Below are 22,279 nucleotides of genomic sequence, written 5' to 3' on the forward strand. Positions count from 1 at the left end.
TTTTATCCAACAGAACCTTCTAAAGAAATCTCAAGTAATTTTTGAGCTTCCACAGCAAATTCCATAGGGAGTTTATTTAATACTTCTTTACTAAATCCGTTTACTATTAATGCAATAGCTTTTTCTGTATCGATACCACGCTGATTACAATAGAAAATTTGGTCTTCACCAATTTTACTTGTTGTGGCTTCGTGTTCTATTTGAGCAGATTTGTTTTTAGCCTCTATGTATGGGAAAGTATGAGCTCCACATTCGTTACCCATTAGCAAACTATCGCATTGCGAGAAGTTACGAGCATTTTCTGCTCGCGAGCTAATTTGTACCAATCCACGATAAGAGTTTTGAGATTTACCTGCAGAAATACCTTTTGAGATAATTGTTGACTTAGTGTTTTTACCTAAGTGAATCATTTTGGTTCCAGTATCTGCTTGTTGGTAATTATTAGTTACTGCTATAGAGTAAAATTCACCAATAGAATTGTCACCTTTTAAAACACAAGAAGGGTATTTCCAAGTCACAGCACTTCCAGTTTCTACTTGAGTCCAAGATATTTTTGCGTTCTTTTCGCAAAGTCCACGCTTAGTTACAAAGTTGTAAACACCGCCTTTTCCTTCAGCATTTCCAGGATACCAGTTTTGTACAGTACTGTACTTTATCTCTGCATCGTCAAGCGCAATAAGTTCTACGACTGCAGCATGCAGTTGGTTTTCGTCACGACTTGGTGCTGTACAACCTTCAAGGTAGCTGACGTAACTGCCTTCATCAGCAACTACTAAAGTTCTTTCAAATTGTCCTGTTCCTGCTTGATTAATACGGAAGTAAGTAGACAGTTCCATTGGGCAGCGTACACCTTTTGGGATGTAACAAAAACTACCGTCACTAAACACAGCAGAGTTTAGAGCTGCGTAAAAATTATCTTTTGTAGGTACGACTGTGCCAATATGTTTTTTCACTAACTCAGGATGTTCCTGGATAGCTTCAGAGATACTCATAAAAATAATTCCTTTTTCTGCTAAAGTCTTTTTAAAAGTTGTTGCAACAGAAACTGAATCTACAACCACATCCATAGCAACACCTGCAAGTTTTTTTTGCTCGTCAAGAGAAATTCCAAGTTTTTCGAAAGTGGCTAACAATTCTGGGTCTACTTCATCAATACTATCGTATTTTGGTTTACTATTTGGCGCAGAATAATAAGAAATAGCTTGAAAATCTGGTTTTTGGTAATGTACGTTTGCCCATTCGGGCTCAGTCATTTCTTTCCAAACTTTAAAAGCCTCAAGACGCCAGTTGGTCATCCATTCTGGCTCTTCTTTCTTTTTAGAAATTGCTCTTACTATATCTTCGTTAAGGCCATTCGGGAAAGTTTCAGATTCAATATCTGTATAAAAACCATACTCATATTCTTTGGTTTTTAGTTCTTCTCTTAAATCGTCTTCAGTATATTTTGACATCTTATATTTTTTTGAAATCCTTCCTCTAAAGGAAGTTTTTAGAAAGGTTTATAGCGAAAATGATTCGCCACAGCCACAAGTTCTATTGGCATTAGGATTGTTAAATACAAAACCAGTTCCGTTAAGTCCACCGGAATATTCTAGAGTTGTGCCTATGAGGTATAAAAAGCTTTTTTTATTGACGATAATTTTTACACCATTGTCCTCAAAAACTTTATCACCTTCTTCTTGGTTTTTGTCAAACTTTAAATCGTAGGACAAACCTGAGCAACCTCCGCTTTTTACACCAACTCTTACATAATCTGTAGAAGCACTAAAGCCATCTTCTTGCATTAACTGCACGACTTTTTGCTTTGCTGTTTCAGAAACCTTTATCATATCCTTATATAGATTTTCTCTAAATAGAGTGCAAAGATACGATATAGCAGGGTTCTTACAACATTTACTAACATTATATTAAGATATGATTTAATAGTATTTAGCTATACTAAAAAGCTAAAAGAAAAACCTCCGTACTATTAGGAAAATTAAAAAAGCAATTATGCAATTCTTCGTTTAAGTAGAAAAAGTTTACGAAGTGTGTTTTCAAATGTTTTGTCTGCACCGCTTGTGTTAAAGTCTCCATGTTTGTCCATGATTACTGTTGTATTGCAATGCTTACATTTTAATTGGTCATTTTTATAAACCTCATTTTGAGGCTTATAAAAATTATGACCAAAAATTATACAAGATATATTATCTGTATTAGTAGGTTTCATATTTGGTAATTTGGGGGACGACTAATATAGATAAATAATTCACTTACACAAGCTGAAATACTTATTTTTTCGATGAAATGCATAAAACTTATAAGATTTTACTATAAATTTTAATTCTGAAAGTCGGGATTGGTTAAAAAAGAAGGGTCAGATAATGTTAATAAAAAGGCTTTTAAGTCGGCTTTATCTTGAGCAGAAAGTTGTACACCACCTTGAGCAATGTTTTTCATTAACGGGTCTATTGTAGATGAGTTTTGTAGTCCTTCACTGTAATGATCTATAACCTCATCTAAAGTGGCAAAACGGCCATCGTGCATAAAAGGAGCAGTATATGCTAAGTTGCGTAGTGAAGGTGATCTAAATTTACCATTGTCATTTGGGTCACCAGTTACAGCACCTAGCCCTAAGTCAGTAAAAGCTGTATCTAGGCCATTATTATGAAAATCGTTATCTGTCCAAAGTGGATTATTAGGATTGCCATGACAATGAAAACAATCACCTTTATCTTCACGAAGAAAAACATCTAATCCATTTAACTCTTGAGGTGTTAAAGTAGTTTGTCCTAATGAGTATCTGTCAAATTTTGAATTTGCAGAAATTAAGGTTCTCTCAAATTGTGCTAGAGCTTTAGCTGCTAGTTCCTTTGTTATGGTTGAGGTATTAAATGCTAGTCTAAAAAGTTCAGGGTATTCAGGATGATTTTGAAGTCTGCTGACAACATCACTCCAATCACTGTGCATTTCTACAGGATTTTCAACAGGTTCTAAAGCTTGCCTTTCTAGACTTAATTCTTTGCCATCCCAAGCAAAACGCTCATTATAATTCCACGCGAGATTAAAAAGAGGCATGGAATTTCTTGTTCCAAAAATACCGTCTATTCCAACACTTGTTGGTGTATTATCTGTGAATGCATTTTGTGGCGAATGACAACTTGCGCATGATATGCTTTGGTCTCCAGATAAAGTGTTATCAAAAAATAAACGCTTTCCTAAAGCGACACCTTCAACAGTTTGTCCATTATCATTTGGAATAATAGGAGGAATGATATTATTTGAAAAAATTTCTGGAATTTCTAAATCTAAGGCAACTGGTGTGTAGCCTTCGTTATCATTATTACTAGAACATGAAGAGAAAAGGAAACATAAACATAATATGTAGATGAGCTTTTTCAAATTGATTTATTGAGAAACAGAACCTAGTGTAAATACGCTTTGACCATTTTGATATATTTGTATTTGAGCTGCAGAATTTGGCATGAGAACAGTATTCAATTGGTTTAAATCCCATGTGTTAGGGTTTGTAAACCATTCTGCAATATTCATTTCAATATTAAGCGTCGTATCACCACTTATAGTAACTGCTCCTAAATTAACCGTAAAAAAAGTATCTTGAGGAAATGTTGGATTCATTCCAGGGTTATCTACAGCTCTAATCGCATGATAATTGAAATTTGCTTCTGCATTGTTTGAGTCTAAATACTTTCCATCAAATTGCATATAATGATAACCACCACCTAACATGTCAGGCACATTAAAGGAGGCAGAGTTTAAGTCTAAATAATTTTGAGAATTATCTTCATTATCAAATCCAAATGTAAAAGACACATTACTGTAATTTCCTGGAGGAATTTGTGTTCCTAAATTGAAATCGAGATTAGTGCCATTGGTAAGGTCTATTAGGTTATAATTATCCAAATCTAGAACTTCATTTGATGTTGAGGTAAAAGTGATGTCTGATATAAGGTAGCGTAGGCGTTCTATACTCAACATTTCGCCATTCTCATTAGTGAATTGAATAGTATTAAAATCTGCATTAGTTACAGGAGTGCCATTCCAATTATGAGAAAAACTTAAAGTTGTAGAGCTTGGGCTTAAACTATTATTGTTATCATCATCACTACATGATGCAAAGCATAAGCTGATGAATAATAGGGCAAAAATCTTTTTCATAAGTTGTATTTTCTAATTTATTTTTAGAAGCAAAAGGTCTGTAAATCCTTTGTTTTCTTCGATATCTCCATCATTACTTGATGTGTCTCCAACGACGATAATAGATTGGTCGTTTAACTCTGTAATACCATACGCAAAGTCAATATTACTGCCTCCAAAAGATGTTTCCCAAGCTAGATTTCCATTGCCATCTACTTTAACAGCCCAAGCATCATTCTGTCCTTTATTTTCTGAAACATCTCCATCGCTGCTTCTTGAGCTTCCAGATAAAACAAAGCCGTTATCTTGAGTAGTATTTATATCGCGAGCTACATCAAAACCGCTTCCGCCTAATGTTTTTTGCCAAATGAGACTTCCATCTGTAGAAATTTTTATGAGCCAAAAATCTGCAGCTCCATTATTGCTAGTTATATCCAAATCATTACTTCTTGTTTCGCCCGCAATAACAATATTTCCATCATTTGTTTTTATCATAGCTCTAGCTTCATCAGTTTCTGTACCACCAAAGGATTTTTCCCAAACTAGGTCTCCATCTGCATTTACGCGCACAACCCAAAAGTCGTATGTGCCTTTATTTCCAGAAATGTCTGTATCTTCACTATCAGAGCCTCCAGCAATTATAAATCCGCCATCATTCATTTCTACTGCGCCTACAGGAGTGTCAGTAAAATTACCTCCGAAGTAGCGACTCCATTGTAAATCTCCTGAAGCATCTAGTTTTATTGCCCAATAGTCTCCACCAGCATGGCGAGAGGCAGAACGCCCTGTATTTCCTTGCCCGTTAGATGAAGTTACATCTAGAACACCTGTTAAAAGATATCCTAAATCCGAAGTTTGAATAACTGAAACACCCATATCATCTCCTTGAAAACCAAAAGATTTTTGCCAAGATATATTTCCCGTAGCGTCTAATTTTGCTATCCAAAAGTCTTGAGAACCATTATTCTCTGTAACATCAAAGTCAGTACTTTGACTCGTGCCAATTATAGCATAACCACCATCTTGAGTTTGTATAATTTCTTGACCTCTATCATCCTCTGAGCCACCATAGGTTTTTTGCCATTCAAGCATGTTTTGAGCAGAAAATTTTAAAAGCCAATAATCAAAGCTTTCATCTTGCTTGTCTGTGATGTCGCCATCGTTGCTTTGGGTGAATCCTAAAATGGCGTAACCACCATCATTTGTGGCTACAACAGATTGAGCACTGTCATTTTTTGAACCACCAAAGGTGGTTAATTCAGAACTAATAGTATTGTTAGAATTGGAATTACTCAAGTCTTCTACATCAGTACAACTTATGATTAGGCTGATTAGTAGAACGTATAAAAAAGATTTTTGGGACTTCATCTTTTTAATAGTTTACATGCTTTTTTTGACAATAATAAGTCCACGTTCAATATCACCTATCATAATGTTTCCACTAGCAAAATAAGGGTAAACACTCCAAACACCATTAAACTCTGAAGCATCATTAGGCAGGTAAGTGTCTATAAAATGAGTTTCAGTCATTGGGTTTGTGGTTGAGCTAATATTAGAAATATCTAATATGCGTAATCCAGCTCTATAATTAGATAAGTAATATTCATTACCAACTACATAACCATTATGGTCAATTGCTGGTGTTGGACCAAAATAATTTGCAGATGGCACTGGGTTATCTAAATCTGAAAAATCGAATATTAAGGTTTTAGTATTGAAACCAAAATTACGTTCGTCAATTTCGTCACCAAGTATAAAGTATCTTTGATCTTCGGTAAACCAACCTTGATGTGCATAAGCTGTTTGCGGATAAGTAAAATCACTAATAGGTATTACATTAGACTTATCAGTAACATCTAATATTACAACTCTATCTGAATTACCATTACTACCTACGTAGATTTCTCTACCCTGATAATCTGGGTCTGGACCAGTATAAGTAATAACTTGCGCATCGTGAGAATAACCACCAGCAGTATAGTCTCCCAAGAATGTTGGATTCAACGGGTTAGAAATATCAACAAAGATTGGTCCACCTCCATTTGTAGCTGTACATCCAACCAAATATGCCACAGCTTCACTTTCATTAATTACAATATTATGACAGCTACCAACACCAGTATAAAGAGCATCTACAGTAAAAATCTCTGGAGGATTTGTAACGTTTCTTAAGCGCGTTAGGTCAAAAACTTGCATACCATGACTCCCGACATTATCAGCAACTATAAAGGCATAATTATTATATACTTTTACATCGCGCCAAAAGTTTATACCTGCACTAGAATTTAAACGACCTAAGAATATAGGGTTGAAAGGGTCAGTAACATCTACAAAAGCTGTAGTATTCGTAAGACCAACCAAGGCATATTCTTTATTTGTTGTTGGATCAGTCCAGCCCCAAATATCACTGCCTTCTATATTAGAGGCTGAGCTTCCGCCAAGTGTTTCTGTGTCTATGGCACCCATAACGTCAATACCATTACAAGGGAAAACACCTGCCATTCCATCTACGCAAGGTGTATCTAAAGTAAATGGACTTACATCGCAAGCATCACCAACACCATCATTATCAACATCTTCTTGTCCCGGGTTTGAGTTGTTAGGACAGTTATCGCAAACATCACCAATACCATCATTGTCTCCATCTTCTTGTCCTGAATTTGAATTAAGAGGACAATTATCAACATCATCTTCTACACCATCATTGTCATCATCTACATCACATATATCACCAATACCATCATTATCGTTGTCTTCTTGATCAGGATTAGGAATTAAAGGGCAGTTGTCGTCTACATCATCTATACCATCACCATCATCATCAGTATCACAGACGTCTCCTATACCATCATTATCAGTATCCAACTGGTCTGCATTTTCAGTATTAGGACAATTATCATCACCATCGATGACACCATCATTATCTGAGTCGCCATTACATGCATCACCAACACCATCATTGTCACTATCTTCTTGGTTGCTATTTGCAGTATTTGGACAGTTGTCGTCATCATCAGCTATACCATCGCCATCAGTATCAATAATTTCAATTGCCGTATCATCATCTTTACAACTTATTATAGTAACAGAAATGAAACACAAGAGTAGAGCTAGGAGTGTAAGTTTATATATTTTCATGGGGTGTTTTTTTTGCAATTTAACCATTAATTAAGAATTGCTCTAAATACTTAACTGAAATTAGATGAATAAATTACATGTTAATTGTTAAAAGCATAATATTTTTGCAGAATGATAGAAGATAAAAACCCACAAAGAACACCATTGAGCGAACTCGGTGAGTTTAAACTCATTGAGCACTTAACAGAACAATTTGAAATAAACCATAAGTCTACAGTTAAAGGGATTGGAGATGACGCTGCTGTTTTAAGCCCTGAAAAAAAACAAATAGTTGTTACTACAGATTTATTAGTTGAAGGTGTACATTTTGATTTGAGTTATGTGCCTTTAAAACATTTGGGATATAAGTCGGTTATGGTCAATTTATCTGATGTATATGCTATGAATGCCATGGCCACACAAATTACAGTGTCTATTGCTGTATCTAATCGTTTTCCGCTTGAAGCTTTAGAAGAGTTATATGAAGGTATTGAAACAGCATCTAGAATGTATAATGTAGATGTTATTGGAGGAGACACAACCTCTTCTACTTCTGGACTTATCATTTCTATTACTGCTATTGGTGAAGTAGATGAAGAAAATGTTGTGATGCGCTCAGGAGCAAAACCTAATGATTTATTAGTCGTTACAGGTGATTTGGGAGGTGCTTATATGGGCCTTCAAATTTTAGAACGTGAAAAAGAAGTCTTTAAAGTTAACCCACAGAGTCAGCCAGACTTATCCATGTATACTTATATCGTTGAGCGTCAATTAAAACCTGAAGCTCGTAAAGACATTATAGATTTACTTAAGCAACTCGAAGTAAAGCCTACAAGTATGATTGATATCAGTGATGGTTTATCTTCTGAAATTATGCACATATGCAAACAAAGCAATGTTGGTGTAGATGTATACGAAAATAAAATTCCGTTAGATCCGCAAGTTATTAGCACCTGTGAAGAATTTAATATAGACAGCACTACTATTGCTTTAAACGGTGGTGAAGATTATGAGTTGTTGATGACTATAGCTCAAGAAGATTTCCCGAAAATCAAAGGGAATCCTAATTTAACGGTTATTGGTTATATGACTGAAGCTGACCGAGGTTTACATTTAGTAACTAGAGCAGAAACTAAAGTGCCAATCATAGCGAAAGGTTGGAAAAATTTCAACGATAAAGAAACGGAATAATTAGGCAGCTGAAGTATTAAATCTTTGTGCATTCATTCTAGATAATTTATTAGAATAAATTTTTGCTAGTGTAGCATTTATCTCTTTGAATTTTGGTGTAAGTTCAGTAAGTCTACCATTACTATTGGTTGTTAATTGCTTCTTACAACAAGAGCATGTATATTCTTTAACATGATGCGTCACTTTTTTAGTGACTTTATAATTATGACCAAAAAAATCGCAATATAGTTTCAATGGAGTAATCGCTGAAGTAGATTTTTTCATAATTAGTTAGATTTGGAATGACTAACATAATTAAAAAATCAAATTAAAACGCTAAAACGTATTATTTTTCGCTAAAACGCTTTAAAAAGTAAGATAATTCTTGTTTATTTTCAATATGACTCATATGCCCACCTGAAAATAGTTCTATTTTTATGGTTGTATCCTCTACTTTCTGCAATACTAATTCTTGATTATAAATGGTGTCTTTTTCTCCTATTATAATTACTTTTTTTCCTGTGATACTTGTAAGTGTTTCAAATCTATCTGGTCTTATGGCCATGCCTTTATGTGCAGCAATAAAACCCTGTTTAGATGTTTTAAGACCTATGGCCAATGCCTTATCAAAATCATCTTTAAATTTTTCTTTACTATCTGGCGCAAATAAGTTGGTAAATGACATTCGTACAAGAGCTTCGTAATTTTCTGTTGCCATTTTTGCAGCACGAGCTCGGAGAATTTTTCGCTCATTGTCATCCGCTTCAAATGTAGAATTCATTAAGCATAAATTCTTAATTAAGTTAGGTTTCATTTCAGCCAAAGCCAAAGCCACATATCCACCCATGGAATGTCCTATACATCTCAATTCAATAATTTTTAATTCATCTATTACAGAATAAACAGCTTCAGCCATAGCTTCCATACTATGTATATATCCATGGCAGTCTGTTTTTCCGTGACCTAATAAATCAATGCATAGCACATGATTATTTTCAGAAAGTTCTTCAACAAAATCATCCCACATGTTTAGAGTTTCTAAAAAACCATGTAATAGTAATAATGTTGGGCCTTCCCCGGTTGAAGTATAATGAATCTTACAATTTCTGTGAGTTACAAACATGATTGCAAAGATAAATTTATCATAGGTTTATTCAGCACAAATCATCACTAACTATTCACTATATTTGAAACTATTCTAAAATTAAAACATACAAATCATATGGCTTTAAGACGCTGGTTTACGCTATTTATTTTTGCACTTTCTGCAACCCTAAACGCTCAAATAGAAGAAGCAGAACTCGATAAACTTATTCAAGAAACCTTAACCACATTTGATGTTCCTGGTATTTCTGTGGGGATATTAAAAGACAATAAAATTATATATGCCAATGGCCATGGTGTACGGTCTTTAGAAAATAACAGACCAATGGACCCAAACACGCTTGTTGGTGTGGCATCTAATAGCAAAGGATTTACCTGTTTTGCCTTGGCGATGATGGTCGATGCAGGAAAATTAAATTGGGACGACAAAGTCCGTAAGCACATTCCAGAGTTTCAGATGCAAGACCCACATGTTACCGAAGCGTTTACTGTTAGAGATTTGGTGACGCACAGAAGCGGTTTATCTCTCGGTGCTGGAGATTTAATGTTTTTTCCTGAAGGCAGCGATTTTACGGTTGATGATGTTATTGCCAATGTAAAACACCTAAAACCGGAATCTTCTTTTAGGAGTAAATTCCGATATAACAATAATATGTACATCATTGCTGGCGAAGTTTTAAAACGTGTTAGTGGCATGTCATGGGAAGAATTTATTGAAACCAAAATCATGAAACCAGTCGGAATGGTGAACAGTAAAGCGTCTTACAATCGTGTTACTGATAAAAGTAATATTATAGATGCACATACAAGAACAGAAGGTAAGGTCATTAAAATTCCTCACGATTGGTCGCCGTTGGCAAATCCTGCTGGAGGTATTATGAGTAATGTTCGAGATATGTTAACATGGGCTCGGTTTTTAATGAATGACGCCGTTACTGTTGACGGTACGCGTTTGCTTGATAAAGGTTTATTCCATGAGTTATGGCAATTACAAACACCTCTTAATGTTAGGGCTGGCGATTGGTATAATTCTAATTTTAGAGGTTACGGATTAGGTTGGTTTGTTACTGATGTTAAAGGCGGACACAAACAAGTGTATCATACAGGAGGTTTATTAGGAACCGTAACACAGTTTACAATGATTCCTGATTTGAATTTAGCAATAGTCGTATTGACAAATCAGATGAATGGTTCTGCGTTTAATACCATTACAAATACCATAAAGGATTCTTATTTAGGGTACGAAAATCGTAATTGGTTAAAAAATTATGGCGGAAGAAATGCCAGATACATTAAGTATAACGATAGTTTAAAAACTTCGGTATATGCTCAAGTGAACAAAATGAAGGGCAGTTCCAAACTACCAAACCCAAATCAAATTACAGGAGTGTATAATGATGCTTGGTTTGGAAATATTATGATATCTCATGATGGCAAAAACTATAATATAAAATGCGAACGCTCTTCTCAACTCGTTGGAGAGTTATTGCCGTACAATGCAACAACTTATGTTGCCAAATGGAATAACAGGAGTTTTGATGCCGATGTATTTGTAAAGTTTACGTTTGATAAAGACGGTAAAGCACAGTCAGCCACTATGGAATATATTGCACCAATTACTGATTTTAGTTTCGATTTTGGAGACTTAGAACTTAAAAGAATAGACTAGTGTACAAACGTAAAGTTCTCCTCGTAACCAGTTTTGGTTTATTCTCTTTATTCTTTGGCGCAGGAAATTTATTAATTCCACCTTTATTAGGTTATAATGCTGGTGAGCAATGGTTTTGGGTGACCTTAGGATTTATGATTACTGCGGTAATTATTCCTATTATTGGTATCATGGCACATGCCAAATTGCAAGGTACCATGTACGACTTTGGCAAAAAAGTATCACCATGGTTTAGTTCTATTTATTGTGTTATTGTTTATATTATTTCTATCGCGATTCCCTCACCAAGGACCGCTTCTGCAACGCATGAAATCGCCATTCATCCAGCTTTTGGCACAGACCCAATATGGACAAGTTTAATTTACTTCGCTTTGGTTTTAGTGTTTGTTTTAAACCGTTCGAAAATTTTAAATTTCATAGGTAAGTTTTTAACACCACTGATTGTTATTATGTTGCTTATGGTCATTGGTATTGGTTTGTATAATAGTAGTTTGGCTAACCCAGCGACATTTGAATCACCTATTGTAAGCGGAATTTTAGAGGGCTACCAAACCTTTGATGCTATTGGCGCTGTCGTTGTTGGGGCTTTTATTATTGTGTCTTTAAAGTTTAAAACTATTGATGTCGAAGCTTATGAAGCCAAAAAATCTTTAATCCGAAAAGCGGGACTTATTGCAGGTATAGGCTTGTTTGTTATTTATGCAGGATTGATTTCTGTAGGTGCCTATTATGGTACGGAAATTAATGTCGATAGTACTTTGAGTAATGATATGCAACGCGCCAATTTGTTAAGAGGTATTAGTATATCGGCATTAGGTACTTTTGGTAATACAGTATTAAGTATCCTTATTTCGCTCGCATGTTTTACTACAGCTGTAGGTATTGTCGCCGGAACAGCAGATTATTTTAGAGGCTTATTTCACAGTTCTAACAAAGCGTATATTATTACAGCTATTATTGCTTGTTTGGCTGGTGTTGGTGTTGGGCAGCTCGATTTTCATTCTATCATAGTTATCGCTTATCCGATACTATTATTTATCTATCCGATAACTATTGTATTAATAATTTTGAATGTATTGCCTGAAAAGTTAGCCAAACCATTAGTGTTTAGAGCAGTGGTGGTGACAACCTTTGTTTTTAGCATACCTGATGTTGTAGGTTTTATAAGCCCATCTGACGGATTGAAAAATCTAATCAGTTACATTCCTTTAGCAAACCATAGTTTAGGTTGGGTATTGCCAGCTTTAGTTGCTTTTGTTTTGGCAAATGTGATTAAGACATCTAAACAGCATTCAAATTCTTAATTGCAGAAAATGCTTGGTCAACCAAATGACTTTCTACCAAAACAGTAAACTCGTTAGTGGTAGAAATCACCTCGTGAAGTGAAATGCCTTCCCAAGCAAAACGCTTAAAAATTTGATAGTATAAGCCAGAAATTCGTTGATTATTTTTGGGTAAGCGGATGCTTATAGACGATAAATTGTCTTGTGAATCTATCATTTTTTCATTTTTAAAGCCCTCTAGAATTATGCGTTTTTCTGACGATGAAACGACAATATTACTTTCGTAGACACCTTTAGAAAACCCATAGAACGACTTTGTATCTAAAGTTTCCATAACATTTGAGTGACTTTTGATTAAAGTGTCCGAATTCTGAAAGGTGTAGTCAATTAAGTTAGAGCGTACGGTAATATCACCCAACTGTTTTAGCACAGCTTTGAGCTGATGCGATTGTCGCAAATGCACTGGAGGCGCATAACGACGTAAAGCCATCATAATAGCGCCAGTTTTTACAGGTTTTCCAAGCATTTTACTTACAGGTGCTTGTAGCTCTTCAGATAATGCCGAAAAGTTTATGATTTGTCTAAACAAGGCTTCTTCTAAAAAAGGCTGTTTGATTAAAATGTCTTCTACACAAGAGGCAATAGTTTTCATTTCTTATTTAGTATTAGCAACGTCAGTTCGAGTGAATTTCTCTAATTATAATTCGAGAAATTTGTATCGAGAAGACGTATAACTAGGTTCTCGGTACACTTTTATTTCCAAAAATTTGAAAATAAAATCACTCGAACTGACAAAGTTTCGATAGCATTTTCTATTTGTTATATAATTAACAATGTGTGCAAATATAAACTATTTCTTCAAAATATTAGTGCTAAGGAAATGTGTCAACTTATTTTTGTGCTTTAAAATTGAAACACATGTTAGTATATAAGTTTGGCGGTACGTCTGTTGGGTCTGTGGTGAATATGAATCACGTCAAAGACATCATCACTACCGATGACCAAAAAATAGTGGTATTGTCTGCCATGTCTGGCACCACAAATGCACTTGTTGCGATTTCGGAATCTATTGCAAAAGGACATATCGAAGCTGCTCAAGAACAGATTAATAATCTCAACGAAATCTACAATGCCACTATTTATGATTTGTTGCATGTAGAATCGTTGCGACAAGAGGTCAGTCATTATGTCAATGGGATTTTTAAAAATCTACATCAAGCAGCAACCAGACATTTTAATACGCCATTGCACAATAGTATACTAGCCAATGGCGAGCTATTATCAACCTATATGTTTAGCCGATTTTTAGAACAAGAAGGCTTTAATGTGGTTTTATTACCGGCTCTAGATTTTATGAGAGTAGATCGTAATCAAGAGCCTGATAATTTTTATATCAAACAAAATTTATTCCGTCTAATCGATAGCCAACCAACGGCAGACATCTATATTACACAAGGGTTTATTAGCTTGGATGCCGATGGCGCTATTACCAACTTACACCGTGGTGGTAGCGATTACACGGCAACCATCATTGGTGCAGCCATAGATGCCGATGAGGTCCAGATTTGGACAGATATTGACGGTTTCCATAACAACGACCCACGTTTTGTAAATGAGACTAAAGCCTTATCGCATTTATCTTATGACGAAGCTGCAGAGCTCGCCTATTTTGGAGCAAAAATATTGCACCCACAAACGGTAATGCCAGTAAGACGTTTAGACATACCATTACGATTAAAAAATACCATGGCGCCAGAAGCAAACGGCACATTAATCACCAACCAAATTCATGGCGAAGGCATAAAAGCCATTGCTGCGAAAGATGGTATTACTGCCATTAAAATAAAGTCGGTACGGATGCTTTTGGCACATGGTTTTTTAAAGAAAATCTTTGAGATTTTCGAAACCTATGAAACCGCTATAGATATGATTACTACATCTGAAATAGCGGTGTCATTAACTATAGACAATACAACTAATTTGGGCATTATTGTATCTGAGCTTGAAAAATTTGCTGAGGTTCAAGTGGAGGATTACATTAGTATTGTGTGTTTGGTGGGTAACCAAATTATTTACCATCCAGACACGCCAGAACTCTTCCAAGTGTTACAAGATGTAAATGTACGTATGATTGCTTATGGCGGTAGCAATAATAACATCTCCTTACTCGTTAATACCAGCGATAAATTAGAAACTTTACAAAAGCTACAACGTTACGTGTTTAATGGTTATTCTGTTTTAGCTTAGTAGAAGAAAAGCGCCGAAAGGCGCTTTTTTAGTCGTTGGACACTAACTAGTATAGTAAAATCTGATTATGTCTTGAATCCAAAGAGGACTTTCTTCTTTGTTTAGTCTCAAATATTCTTTACAAATCTCGTCTTTTTTTGAGTCAAAGAAAGAATGTATAGATTCTGTATCAGCATTAAAGTTTCTTCCTACTCCTGATTCAGAAACTCTTAAAATTGAATTTGTCCCACGAATAAAACTAAAGTTTGAATTTTCTTCAAATTCATAACAAGAAAATATATCCTGAATAGTCTCAGAACCATTTGTTGTTGGAATATGGTCAGAATGATTATTTACTACTGTTTTTAAGGCTGAATAAAATCTACTTGGGAATAAGACTTCTTCAAATTCTGTTTCTGTATTTAATGTATCATCTATACGGACTAATCTAATTAAATCCCTGTCATGATCAATCTGCATTCTTCGAAATCTTAGCTTACCATTTCTGGTTTCAGAATTAACTTCAAGTCTAATTCCTCGTCTGTCAGTATCTATAAGGCAGTAAATTTTCCCTATTATATCTCTAGCTTCTTCATTAGCATTAATTGGTAAGTATAAATACTCATATATCTTTTTTACAATTGTGCAACCGCCTACTGGCAATATCTTGACATCTAAGTCATCTGGCAAATAATGATTTAAATAGTCTTTATCTGTCTTGCCCTCCACAATAAGCCAGTTTGTAGGTTTACTTCTAACTGCACTGACTATAGAAGAAGTTAAATCGTAGAAACTCTTTAGGTTAACATCGTTTGGGTGTGCTCCTCTATCTTCAAAGTAATTAGCTAATTGAAATATCTCAACATCAATATTTCTACTAGTGCTTTTTTGTACATGATATAATCTTCCTTCATTCAATATAGGTAAACCACCATACCAGTGTGTAGTAACAAATAATTGAGTTTTATACTGATTTGCTATTTCTTCAATCCGTTCATATTGTTCATAACACATTGAAATATGCAACGAAGTCTCGGGTTCATCAATGCCAAGTATTACTTCTCTTTCTGTATCTGCATTTTGCGAAATAAAGGCATAAGTTATATCTATTAGGGCTTTTTTTCTCTCACCAGCACTCAAATTTTTAATATTCTTACCATCTTTTTGAAGTCTTCTTTTAGCGAAATAAACATTAATAATTACTTCTGTGAAATCTTTGATATTAACCCTTTTGGCTCTTTGTTCTCTGTTAAAATGATAAGTGCTATCTATACTTTGAACTGCGCCTTCAATTTCATTTACATAAGATTCTAGTTTTTCATTGATGTAATTAATTATTGTGACATTACGTGTAGTTACTCTTTGAGTTCCTAAACCTGGTAATTCTATTGTACGATTTAAAGTGGTTTTTATTTCTTGTTTTAAATCTTTTCTGGTTAAGGATTGTATTCCGTTCTCCTCAATTTTTAAAAAATCATCAACAGAAGTTTCAACAGGTATATACAAATAACGATATAAGTCTTTAACCCTATTACACAAAGTATTATGCGCTGACACGAAAGCTGACTCATCTATTCCTAGCTCACTAGTTACGTTAGCTATAAGTTTATTTTTCAAAGTAGCTTGTATAGTATCACGATTATTGGGGTTAGCACTAAAAACAAAAAGGAAATAATCATCAGATGAGTAATTTTCAGATAGAGAAGTTCTCAAATCTATAAATTTCTCTAACACTGGAGTACTAGCATAAAGAGATGAGAAATCCAAATTCCAAATAGAAACACTTAGGCTATTTGCATAATTATAGTTTTCAGTAGTTCTATCGGTAAAAAGCTTACTTTTCTCTAATAAAAATACTACTGCAGTACTGGAATCTCTACTTCTTGCACCAGTATGCACAATAAAAGGTTTTCCGTTAAAAAAAGTATCTAAACCCTCTAAAATTGAACTTTTACCAGCTCCATTATTTCCAATAAATAAATTCAGCTTATCTGTCAGCTTATTTATAAACGGTATAAAGTTAATCCCATTATAAATCTTATAATTTCTTAAGAATAATCCTGCAATCATATTTTAATTAAAACTTTTCAAAATTGATATCAACTTTAGTTCATGTCATAAGTGCTTGTAGCTATTATATATAGCATACTTTATTAATTCAAAATAAAAGGGGGTATTTTAAGGGAGTCTAAAGATAACAAAAGCGCTTGTCTATGCAAGGGCTAACTGATGTTTATACATCTATTCTTGCTTTAATAAGTTATCTAACTTTGTTTTTACCTCATCGGATTGTAAGCGCGCCTCTAAGGATAGTACAGAAGCCTTACTCATATAACGTCCAAGAGGTATCAGTGGCCTGTACATATTATCACAACTAGTATCAGATGCCTTAGCGCCATCTATAGGAATCGGCGTGCGTTTGGACTCTACCAGAAAATCTTTAGGGTATGATTCTACAAACTCATCCGCTGGTGCAAAGGTAGCATTGATCACCATTAGGGCTGGAGTTAGCAACTGACTGTTATAATCAACCTTAGGTTTACATTTGCAAACCAAATCTGAGCACTCATCAAAGTCGTTAGACCTAGAATTCCATATAATAAGATGCCTGATATCGCATTTGGCCTTAAGGCTATCCACAGCGTTGAGTTTTTTTAATATGGCCTGTTCTAACCGTCTGGTCACCAAGCCGCCAACATTATCGTAATAGCCACCATCGCCAAATTGCCCAATACCCGTAACACGACCATTGGGACTAAGATACGGGAAACGTGCCGTAAGCAGCATGGCCGTAGAACGCTTGATCATGGTTGTATCTGGATACTTGTCTTGGTATTCCTTCAATAAATCCTTAAACTGCATTTCGTTAGCCACATTGGGCTCAAATTTAACCGGACTCATAATATACTGTGCTCCAGATTGTACATGCGTGGTTGTTGTTACCATTATTGGCGGCACAAAATAAGCATCTTGTTTTGGCATAATATCCAAATACGAGCGGCCTAATATACTTGGATTGAAAATAGAATCATAGGCGGCCTCCCATTCTAATTCCGTTAAGGCTCCACGGTCTTTAAACCAACTAAAGTTAGTTATACTCGCAAAAAGGTCACGGCCTAGAAGTCCTGCAATACTTGAAGAAATAAAATCATTATTATAAAATTCACTGGCTTTGTAGCGAAGGTCTTCAGACGTTTTTGTTCTAAAACGTGTTTTTTGATAATCGTTTCTATGCTCATAGGCTTGGGTGTAAAATATATTACTACCCACACTGCCACCAGATGCACCTGTCATTGAGAATAGGTAATCTTTAAAATAGGCTTCGTCTTGTTCATACAAATAACTATGTACCAAAAATGCCCAATGCCCTGCACGCGACCCACCGCCTTCAGCAGAAACCATAATTATGGGAAATTTACCTGGGCTTGCCGCAATCTTTTCGGCACGCTCTTTAAACCACAAATCTACATAGGTATCTAAGTCCATCCGGTCTGCTGCAGCATTTTCTGTTTTGGTATTGGTGACCTCATAATGTTTGAATTTAGAATTCTTTGCAAAGAGGATAGTGAGGAAAATGGCTCCAGAGAATACTAAGGTTAATATGGGCCAGCCTGACTTTGCCCCTAAATATTGAAACACCAAAAAAATGACATATATCCCTACGAGACATAACATGAGGATGACCATTGGAGTTACGGTATTAAGTGTACTAGAAGGTGATATAGCCACAACTAGATATAGGACTAAGGCCAGTATAAAAAAGAAGATGACCACAGGTTCCAAATACTTCTTTTTAATGCGCAGTATCCTTGTATTGTAAGACACATTTAGCGTAAAAAATAAGAGCGCTAAGAAAAACATGGATACAAATAATGAATTGACATCCCTAGAAGTCCCTTTTTGGTTAAAGAAAGCCAAAGCCACAATGATTAGTGTACTGAGGATAATAAAGGTCATCGGTATCCAGTAGCTTTTAGAGTCCCATCGCAACTGCTTTTTTATATAGTTAGCCGCATCTTGGTGGGTTAATAGCAAGAATACCGCAAGTATAATCCATAGTACAACCGATGGCACAAAAGGCTGACCGAAGAGTTCTGCAATGGTATCGTTTACAGCAAAGGCTATGCTGAGTATCATAAACGTTGCTAAAAACTTTGGAAACACACGATTCATATATGCAAATGGTGTTTCAGTAACATCATCTGAACCCGAATTTTTATTTGATTTAGGTTGAGATAAACCTTCTTTATTAACCTCTGAGGGAGACGCATCATATTTTGATTCATCAACAGGAACAGGTGGCTTTTTAGCAAGTATTTCTCGTTCTTTGGAATCCTGCAAGCTCAATGAACTCCGCATGGTTTCAAGCCTAGATTTTTGAGATTGGTTAGTGTCTTCAACTACCGTATGGGTGCTATCTACTATTGTATGTTCATCACTATTGCCCGCAGAGGGCTGTGCCATTGGTTGGTTAGTATCCGAAAGCATATCCTGCGCTTTTTTATACTGCAGTTTGGCTTCACGTTTTGCAACGGCTTTATCAATAACCAAATAACTGTAGCTTATTAAAATTGCCATAACAATAATAGCAACGTAGAATAGAGGAATATAAACGAAATGGTATTCTTTTTGAATAATTACTACCGTAAGGTCGCTTAAATGCGGCATTCTAAAAACAATAAAAATAAGCACGACAAAAATTAAGGATAACCAGTGCTTTATAATGGCTTGAATAAGAAGCAAAATCCAAGGCACTTTGGTTTTAGAATTTTCTTCAACGCTAAATAATCTGTTATTCATACTACAAGGCTTTTAATCGTCTTTAGTCAACTTATTTACGAATGAGCTTAAGTTTGTGGCATAACCTACCAAGAGTTGTGGAAATAACCTGTAATTACCGAGGTTATAATGCCCACCAAAACGTACATAAATACCACTATTACTATTTTCGGAATCCGTATAGGCATATACATTGGCTAATAACTTAAGATTTGGCGAATTGTTTGTGGTATTAAAATCTACATCAGACTGATTGGTACCCGTTGGACCGAACCAATTAAGTCCTGCAGTTAAGTCACCACCAATTAATGCTTGTGGTCTAAACTCAAAGTGAATTTCGGCTTCTTGACCAATGGAATACACTTGAAATTCCCGAGTTTCAAGTAAAGTTTCTTCAGTAATGGTGTTATCGCTATTATCAGGATCTGGCATGGTTGTTACTTCATTTAAATTATATAAGATACCTGTTCTTAAAAAACGTAAACCATAGCGCAAGTGGATGAAGGTTGAAGCCCCTTTCCATTCAAAGGTGAATGGTGTTAGATTAATACCTGCATCTACATTATTTAAATCTAAAAGGTTGAAATTATCCGTTATAAATTTATCTGCATTTTCATCAGCGGTTAAATCTGGGTTGGTAAAATTATCAATCCTTACTTTTCGTGATGTGTTTTCCAAACCTCCTACTAAGGCCACAGAGGCATACAAACTGATATTATCAAACAATGTAAATTTCCCCCAATTCCTTAAATGCCACGGAATGCGTAAACGTCCTTCCGCTACAATTAAACCATTGCCATTATTACTATTTAAACCTAAAAGATCTGTAAAAAATATCCCTGTAAAGTAGTCCCCTATTTTTCGTTCAACAACCCTTGTTGAATCATCCTTTATTACCTTGTATTCCGCATTTTTTGCCGCATAGTTATATTTATTGTAAGGCAAGTAATCTAAAACATCATCGTAATAATAATAGTATGTCTTATCATTTCTTACGATAGAATTTAGTTGTTTGCGATGATTAAATTCTCTTAACGGAAGACTGTAGAAACGATTTGTAAATATCTGTGTCTTATCGTCATCGTCGCTTAATTTACCAACAATAGTAATGTTATCTGCGCGGTTATTAAAAATATGGATGTTAATGGAATCTACCTCTAGTTTTAACTCTTCACTGAGAACAAATTCACTTACCGTCTTTTGCTTTACGCTTCCGTCATCATTTAACTTTTTATTGCCGAACATATTTTTCTTATCAACTGTGACATCTTTATATTCATATAAGTCCACTACATTATTCAATACAAATTGGCCACTGTATGTTTTACCTTCGTTTACTAATTTAGCAATGACACCTTTTAAACTATCATTAAACTCTTTCTTATTGACTTGGACCATTTTAGCTCCGACTTTACCCCTTGCTAATAAATATAGTTTGCCAAGTTTAGCCTTGTTTAATTCGCTAGCAGAATCAAATATTAAATGTCTGGTCATCATTGTATTTATGAAATCCCCTTCAGACACCTCGTTGTCAAATTCTGAATAAGTGTTGCAGTTAGAACCTTCACATACCCTAATATGAAATTTTTTAGCATCGAGTAACTGATAAAAGCTGTAACTTTTTTGATTGCTTGTAACATCATCTAAAAGCTCTGAAGCCAAAAACTCATAATCAGCATCCTTTGTGATTGTTGTATTATAAAGTTCTTCTAAAAGACTCAGCAAAGACTTCTCAACATAGGCCTTAAACTTAGGTTGGTAATATGTTGTGATATCGGCCTTGTTTGTTTCCAATACTGCCACTACAGCAGAAATAAAAGCCGCACTATTAGCTTCATCACTTATTTCAGAAGCAAAAGCAACACTAAGCGTTCCCGAAAAAACATCAGCATTAGACAACTCGTAATTACCAGAGCTAACGCGTTTAAGCTTAAATTTTGGGAATTCGTTAGGAGCATCTTTAATAGTAATATCAATCTCCTTACCATCAGCGTCTAATTGAGATGAATCATAATCAAATTTTTGTGATGTGTAATCAATATTGTTGAAATCAGTAAGCTTAACATTAGATTCAAGGATTTGATACTCAAAATTGTCAATAGCATTAGTTAGTGCATCTTTTAATTTTTGCTGAAAAACGAATGTGTTACTGTTATCAATAAAAACAATAGAACATTTTTTATCCATAGCAGAAACATTTTCGCATATGGTAAACCCTTGGTTAGCTTTGTTATAGCTTAAACCAAAAGTTTCTCCTGCTATTTCAGTTGTTTTTAATTTTTGTCCATAGATTGTTGTACTCAGAAGGAAGAAGCAAACAAGAATTTTAAATTTCATAATTCGTTGGTTTAAATTGGTTGATAAAATTAACAGCGAGCATCATAGAATAACATACCCAATACTGGGTATTTTCTATTGTGCGTCAACAACGAATTAAAATGTAAAAAACTGAGAATTAAATAGCTGTACTAAAATTATACAAAAAGTCTTATAGAGCCAAAAATTAATCTTTAAAACTTATGCGATCTCGAATGCCACCACTTTCACGATGGATAATCACGTCGGCTTTTTTGCGTTTAGCCAAAGTTTTGGCTTTGTTAATGGCGGTAGATTGTTTGCGGTGCTTTGATGTAATACGTTTATTGCCTTCACGTCTTACTGCCCAACCATTTTCGTAAGGCACCACATGTTGGTGCCATGTTCTTTTTTTATTGCTTTTGCCTAGCGCTTCAAGAATAACTTTAATAATATCTGAAAGGGCATTAATCCAAGATTTTGAAGACTTTGACATAGA

At 35.0% G+C, this 22,279-nt stretch carries 18 protein-coding genes; 4 read left to right on the plus strand and 14 right to left on the minus strand.

The window, feature by feature from the left end:
* Positions 1-2: 2 nt before the first annotated feature.
* From sufB to Q0770_RS08310, 7 genes are all read right to left on the minus strand, one after another.
* Complete coding sequence (gene sufB / locus Q0770_RS08280) at positions 3-1,451, minus strand: Fe-S cluster assembly protein SufB (RefSeq protein ID WP_299115893.1); 1,449 nt, start codon at positions 1,449-1,451, stop codon at positions 3-5.
* Between the two features lie 48 nt (positions 1,452-1,499).
* Positions 1,500-1,829 (minus strand): iron-sulfur cluster assembly accessory protein, encoded by a 330-nt coding sequence (locus tag Q0770_RS08285; protein WP_188373061.1) that lies wholly within the window; start codon positions 1,827-1,829, stop codon positions 1,500-1,502.
* Between the two features lie 161 nt (positions 1,830-1,990).
* A complete protein-coding gene (locus Q0770_RS08290; protein WP_299115894.1) occupies positions 1,991-2,209 on the minus strand; it encodes a hypothetical protein in 219 nt (72 codons plus the stop codon).
* Between the two features lie 110 nt (positions 2,210-2,319).
* A complete protein-coding gene (locus Q0770_RS08295; protein WP_299115895.1) occupies positions 2,320-3,381 on the minus strand; it encodes a cytochrome-c peroxidase in 1,062 nt (353 codons plus the stop codon).
* 6 nt (positions 3,382-3,387) lie between these two features.
* Entirely contained in the window at positions 3,388-4,158 is a 771-nt protein-coding gene (locus tag Q0770_RS08300; RefSeq protein ID WP_299115896.1) for an MbnP family protein, read from the minus strand.
* A 12-nt stretch (positions 4,159-4,170) separates the two neighbouring features.
* The gene (locus Q0770_RS08305) at positions 4,171-5,505 is read right to left on the minus strand and encodes a hypothetical protein (protein WP_299115897.1); all 1,335 of its coding nucleotides are present in this window, start codon (positions 5,503-5,505) and stop codon (positions 4,171-4,173) included.
* Positions 5,506-5,517: 12 nt separating this feature from the next.
* Positions 5,518-7,275, minus strand: a complete 1,758-nt coding sequence (locus tag Q0770_RS08310) for a choice-of-anchor B family protein (RefSeq protein WP_299115898.1) — start codon at positions 7,273-7,275, stop codon at positions 5,518-5,520.
* Positions 7,276-7,386: 111 nt separating this feature from the next.
* Here Q0770_RS08310 and thiL point away from each other — a divergent pair, with 111 nt between their 5' ends.
* Complete coding sequence (gene thiL / locus Q0770_RS08315; protein ID WP_299115899.1) at positions 7,387-8,445, plus strand: thiamine-phosphate kinase; 1,059 nt, start codon at positions 7,387-7,389, stop codon at positions 8,443-8,445.
* Here the strand turns inward: thiL and Q0770_RS08320 are convergent, their stop codons facing one another.
* Both Q0770_RS08320 and Q0770_RS08325 read right to left on the minus strand, forming a co-directional pair.
* A complete protein-coding gene (locus tag Q0770_RS08320; RefSeq protein ID WP_188373056.1) occupies positions 8,446-8,709 on the minus strand; it encodes a hypothetical protein in 264 nt (87 codons plus the stop codon).
* Positions 8,710-8,770: 61 nt separating this feature from the next.
* Positions 8,771-9,547 (minus strand): alpha/beta fold hydrolase, encoded by a 777-nt coding sequence (locus Q0770_RS08325; protein WP_299115900.1) that lies wholly within the window; start codon positions 9,545-9,547, stop codon positions 8,771-8,773.
* 99 nt (positions 9,548-9,646) lie between these two features.
* Here Q0770_RS08325 and Q0770_RS08330 point away from each other — a divergent pair, with 99 nt between their 5' ends.
* Both Q0770_RS08330 and brnQ read left to right on the plus strand, forming a co-directional pair.
* The gene (locus tag Q0770_RS08330; RefSeq protein ID WP_299115901.1) at positions 9,647-11,197 is read left to right on the plus strand and encodes a serine hydrolase; all 1,551 of its coding nucleotides are present in this window, start codon (positions 9,647-9,649) and stop codon (positions 11,195-11,197) included.
* Complete coding sequence (gene brnQ, locus Q0770_RS08335) at positions 11,197-12,501, plus strand: branched-chain amino acid transport system II carrier protein (RefSeq protein WP_299115902.1); 1,305 nt, start codon at positions 11,197-11,199, stop codon at positions 12,499-12,501. The genes Q0770_RS08330 and brnQ overlap by 1 nt, the downstream gene beginning before the upstream one ends.
* Here brnQ and Q0770_RS08340 read toward each other — a convergent pair.
* The gene (locus tag Q0770_RS08340) at positions 12,479-13,132 is read right to left on the minus strand and encodes a hypothetical protein (RefSeq protein ID WP_299115903.1); all 654 of its coding nucleotides are present in this window, start codon (positions 13,130-13,132) and stop codon (positions 12,479-12,481) included. The genes brnQ and Q0770_RS08340 overlap by 23 nt on opposite strands.
* 266 nt (positions 13,133-13,398) lie before the next feature.
* Here Q0770_RS08340 and Q0770_RS08345 point away from each other — a divergent pair, with 266 nt between their 5' ends.
* Positions 13,399-14,727 carry an aspartate kinase gene (locus Q0770_RS08345; protein WP_299115904.1) on the plus strand — a complete coding sequence of 443 codons (1,329 nt, stop codon included), beginning with the start codon at positions 13,399-13,401 and terminating at the stop codon, positions 14,725-14,727.
* A gap of 42 nt (positions 14,728-14,769) precedes the next feature.
* Here Q0770_RS08345 and Q0770_RS08350 read toward each other — a convergent pair whose 3' ends face one another.
* The 4 genes from Q0770_RS08350 to Q0770_RS08365 form a co-directional block, all read right to left on the minus strand.
* A complete protein-coding gene (locus Q0770_RS08350) occupies positions 14,770-16,776 on the minus strand; it encodes an AAA family ATPase (protein ID WP_299115905.1) in 2,007 nt (668 codons plus the stop codon).
* A 171-nt stretch (positions 16,777-16,947) separates the two neighbouring features.
* The gene (locus tag Q0770_RS08355; protein ID WP_299115906.1) at positions 16,948-19,506 is read right to left on the minus strand and encodes a hypothetical protein; all 2,559 of its coding nucleotides are present in this window, start codon (positions 19,504-19,506) and stop codon (positions 16,948-16,950) included.
* A 12-nt stretch (positions 19,507-19,518) separates the two neighbouring features.
* Positions 19,519-21,822: a hypothetical protein gene (locus Q0770_RS08360; protein WP_299115907.1), complete on the minus strand. Its 2,304-nt coding sequence runs from the start codon at positions 21,820-21,822 to the stop codon at positions 19,519-19,521.
* A gap of 166 nt (positions 21,823-21,988) precedes the next feature.
* Positions 21,989-22,276: a DUF2188 domain-containing protein gene (locus Q0770_RS08365; protein ID WP_299115908.1), complete on the minus strand. Its 288-nt coding sequence runs from the start codon at positions 22,274-22,276 to the stop codon at positions 21,989-21,991.
* Between the last annotated feature and the right edge of the window lie 3 nt (positions 22,277-22,279).

The sequence above is a fragment of the uncultured Winogradskyella sp. genome (assembly GCF_947501905.1).
In the GTDB taxonomy this organism is placed as follows: Bacteria; Bacteroidota; Bacteroidia; order Flavobacteriales; family Flavobacteriaceae; genus Winogradskyella.

Excerpts from the sequence above, each read along its gene's own strand:
- Q0770_RS08365 (WP_299115908.1), bottom strand. The coding sequence starts at position 22,276 with ATGTCAAAGTCTTCAAAATCTTGGATTAATGCCCTTTCAGATATTATT.
- Q0770_RS08345 (WP_299115904.1), top strand. The coding sequence starts at position 13,399 with ATGTTAGTATATAAGTTTGGCGGTACGTCTGTTGGGTCTGTGGTGAAT.
- thiL (WP_299115899.1), top strand. The coding sequence starts at position 7,387 with ATGATAGAAGATAAAAACCCACAAAGAACACCATTGAGCGAACTCGGT.
- Q0770_RS08305 (WP_299115897.1), bottom strand. The coding sequence starts at position 5,505 with ATGAAGTCCCAAAAATCTTTTTTATACGTTCTACTAATCAGCCTAATC.
- Q0770_RS08360 (WP_299115907.1), bottom strand. The coding sequence starts at position 21,822 with ATGAAATTTAAAATTCTTGTTTGCTTCTTCCTTCTGAGTACAACAATC.
- Q0770_RS08355 (WP_299115906.1), bottom strand. The coding sequence starts at position 19,506 with ATGAATAACAGATTATTTAGCGTTGAAGAAAATTCTAAAACCAAAGTG.
- Q0770_RS08340 (WP_299115903.1), bottom strand. The coding sequence starts at position 13,132 with ATGAAAACTATTGCCTCTTGTGTAGAAGACATTTTAATCAAACAGCCT.
- Q0770_RS08325 (WP_299115900.1), bottom strand. The coding sequence starts at position 9,547 with ATGTTTGTAACTCACAGAAATTGTAAGATTCATTATACTTCAACCGGG.
- Q0770_RS08320 (WP_188373056.1), bottom strand. The coding sequence starts at position 8,709 with ATGAAAAAATCTACTTCAGCGATTACTCCATTGAAACTATATTGCGAT.
- Q0770_RS08330 (WP_299115901.1), top strand. The coding sequence starts at position 9,647 with ATGGCTTTAAGACGCTGGTTTACGCTATTTATTTTTGCACTTTCTGCA.
- Q0770_RS08310 (WP_299115898.1), bottom strand. The coding sequence starts at position 7,275 with ATGAAAATATATAAACTTACACTCCTAGCTCTACTCTTGTGTTTCATT.
- sufB (WP_299115893.1), bottom strand. The coding sequence starts at position 1,451 with ATGTCAAAATATACTGAAGACGATTTAAGAGAAGAACTAAAAACCAAA.
- Q0770_RS08285 (WP_188373061.1), bottom strand. The coding sequence starts at position 1,829 with ATGATAAAGGTTTCTGAAACAGCAAAGCAAAAAGTCGTGCAGTTAATG.
- Q0770_RS08350 (WP_299115905.1), bottom strand. The coding sequence starts at position 16,776 with ATGATTGCAGGATTATTCTTAAGAAATTATAAGATTTATAATGGGATT.
- Q0770_RS08290 (WP_299115894.1), bottom strand. The coding sequence starts at position 2,209 with ATGAAACCTACTAATACAGATAATATATCTTGTATAATTTTTGGTCAT.
- Q0770_RS08300 (WP_299115896.1), bottom strand. The coding sequence starts at position 4,158 with ATGAAAAAGATTTTTGCCCTATTATTCATCAGCTTATGCTTTGCATCA.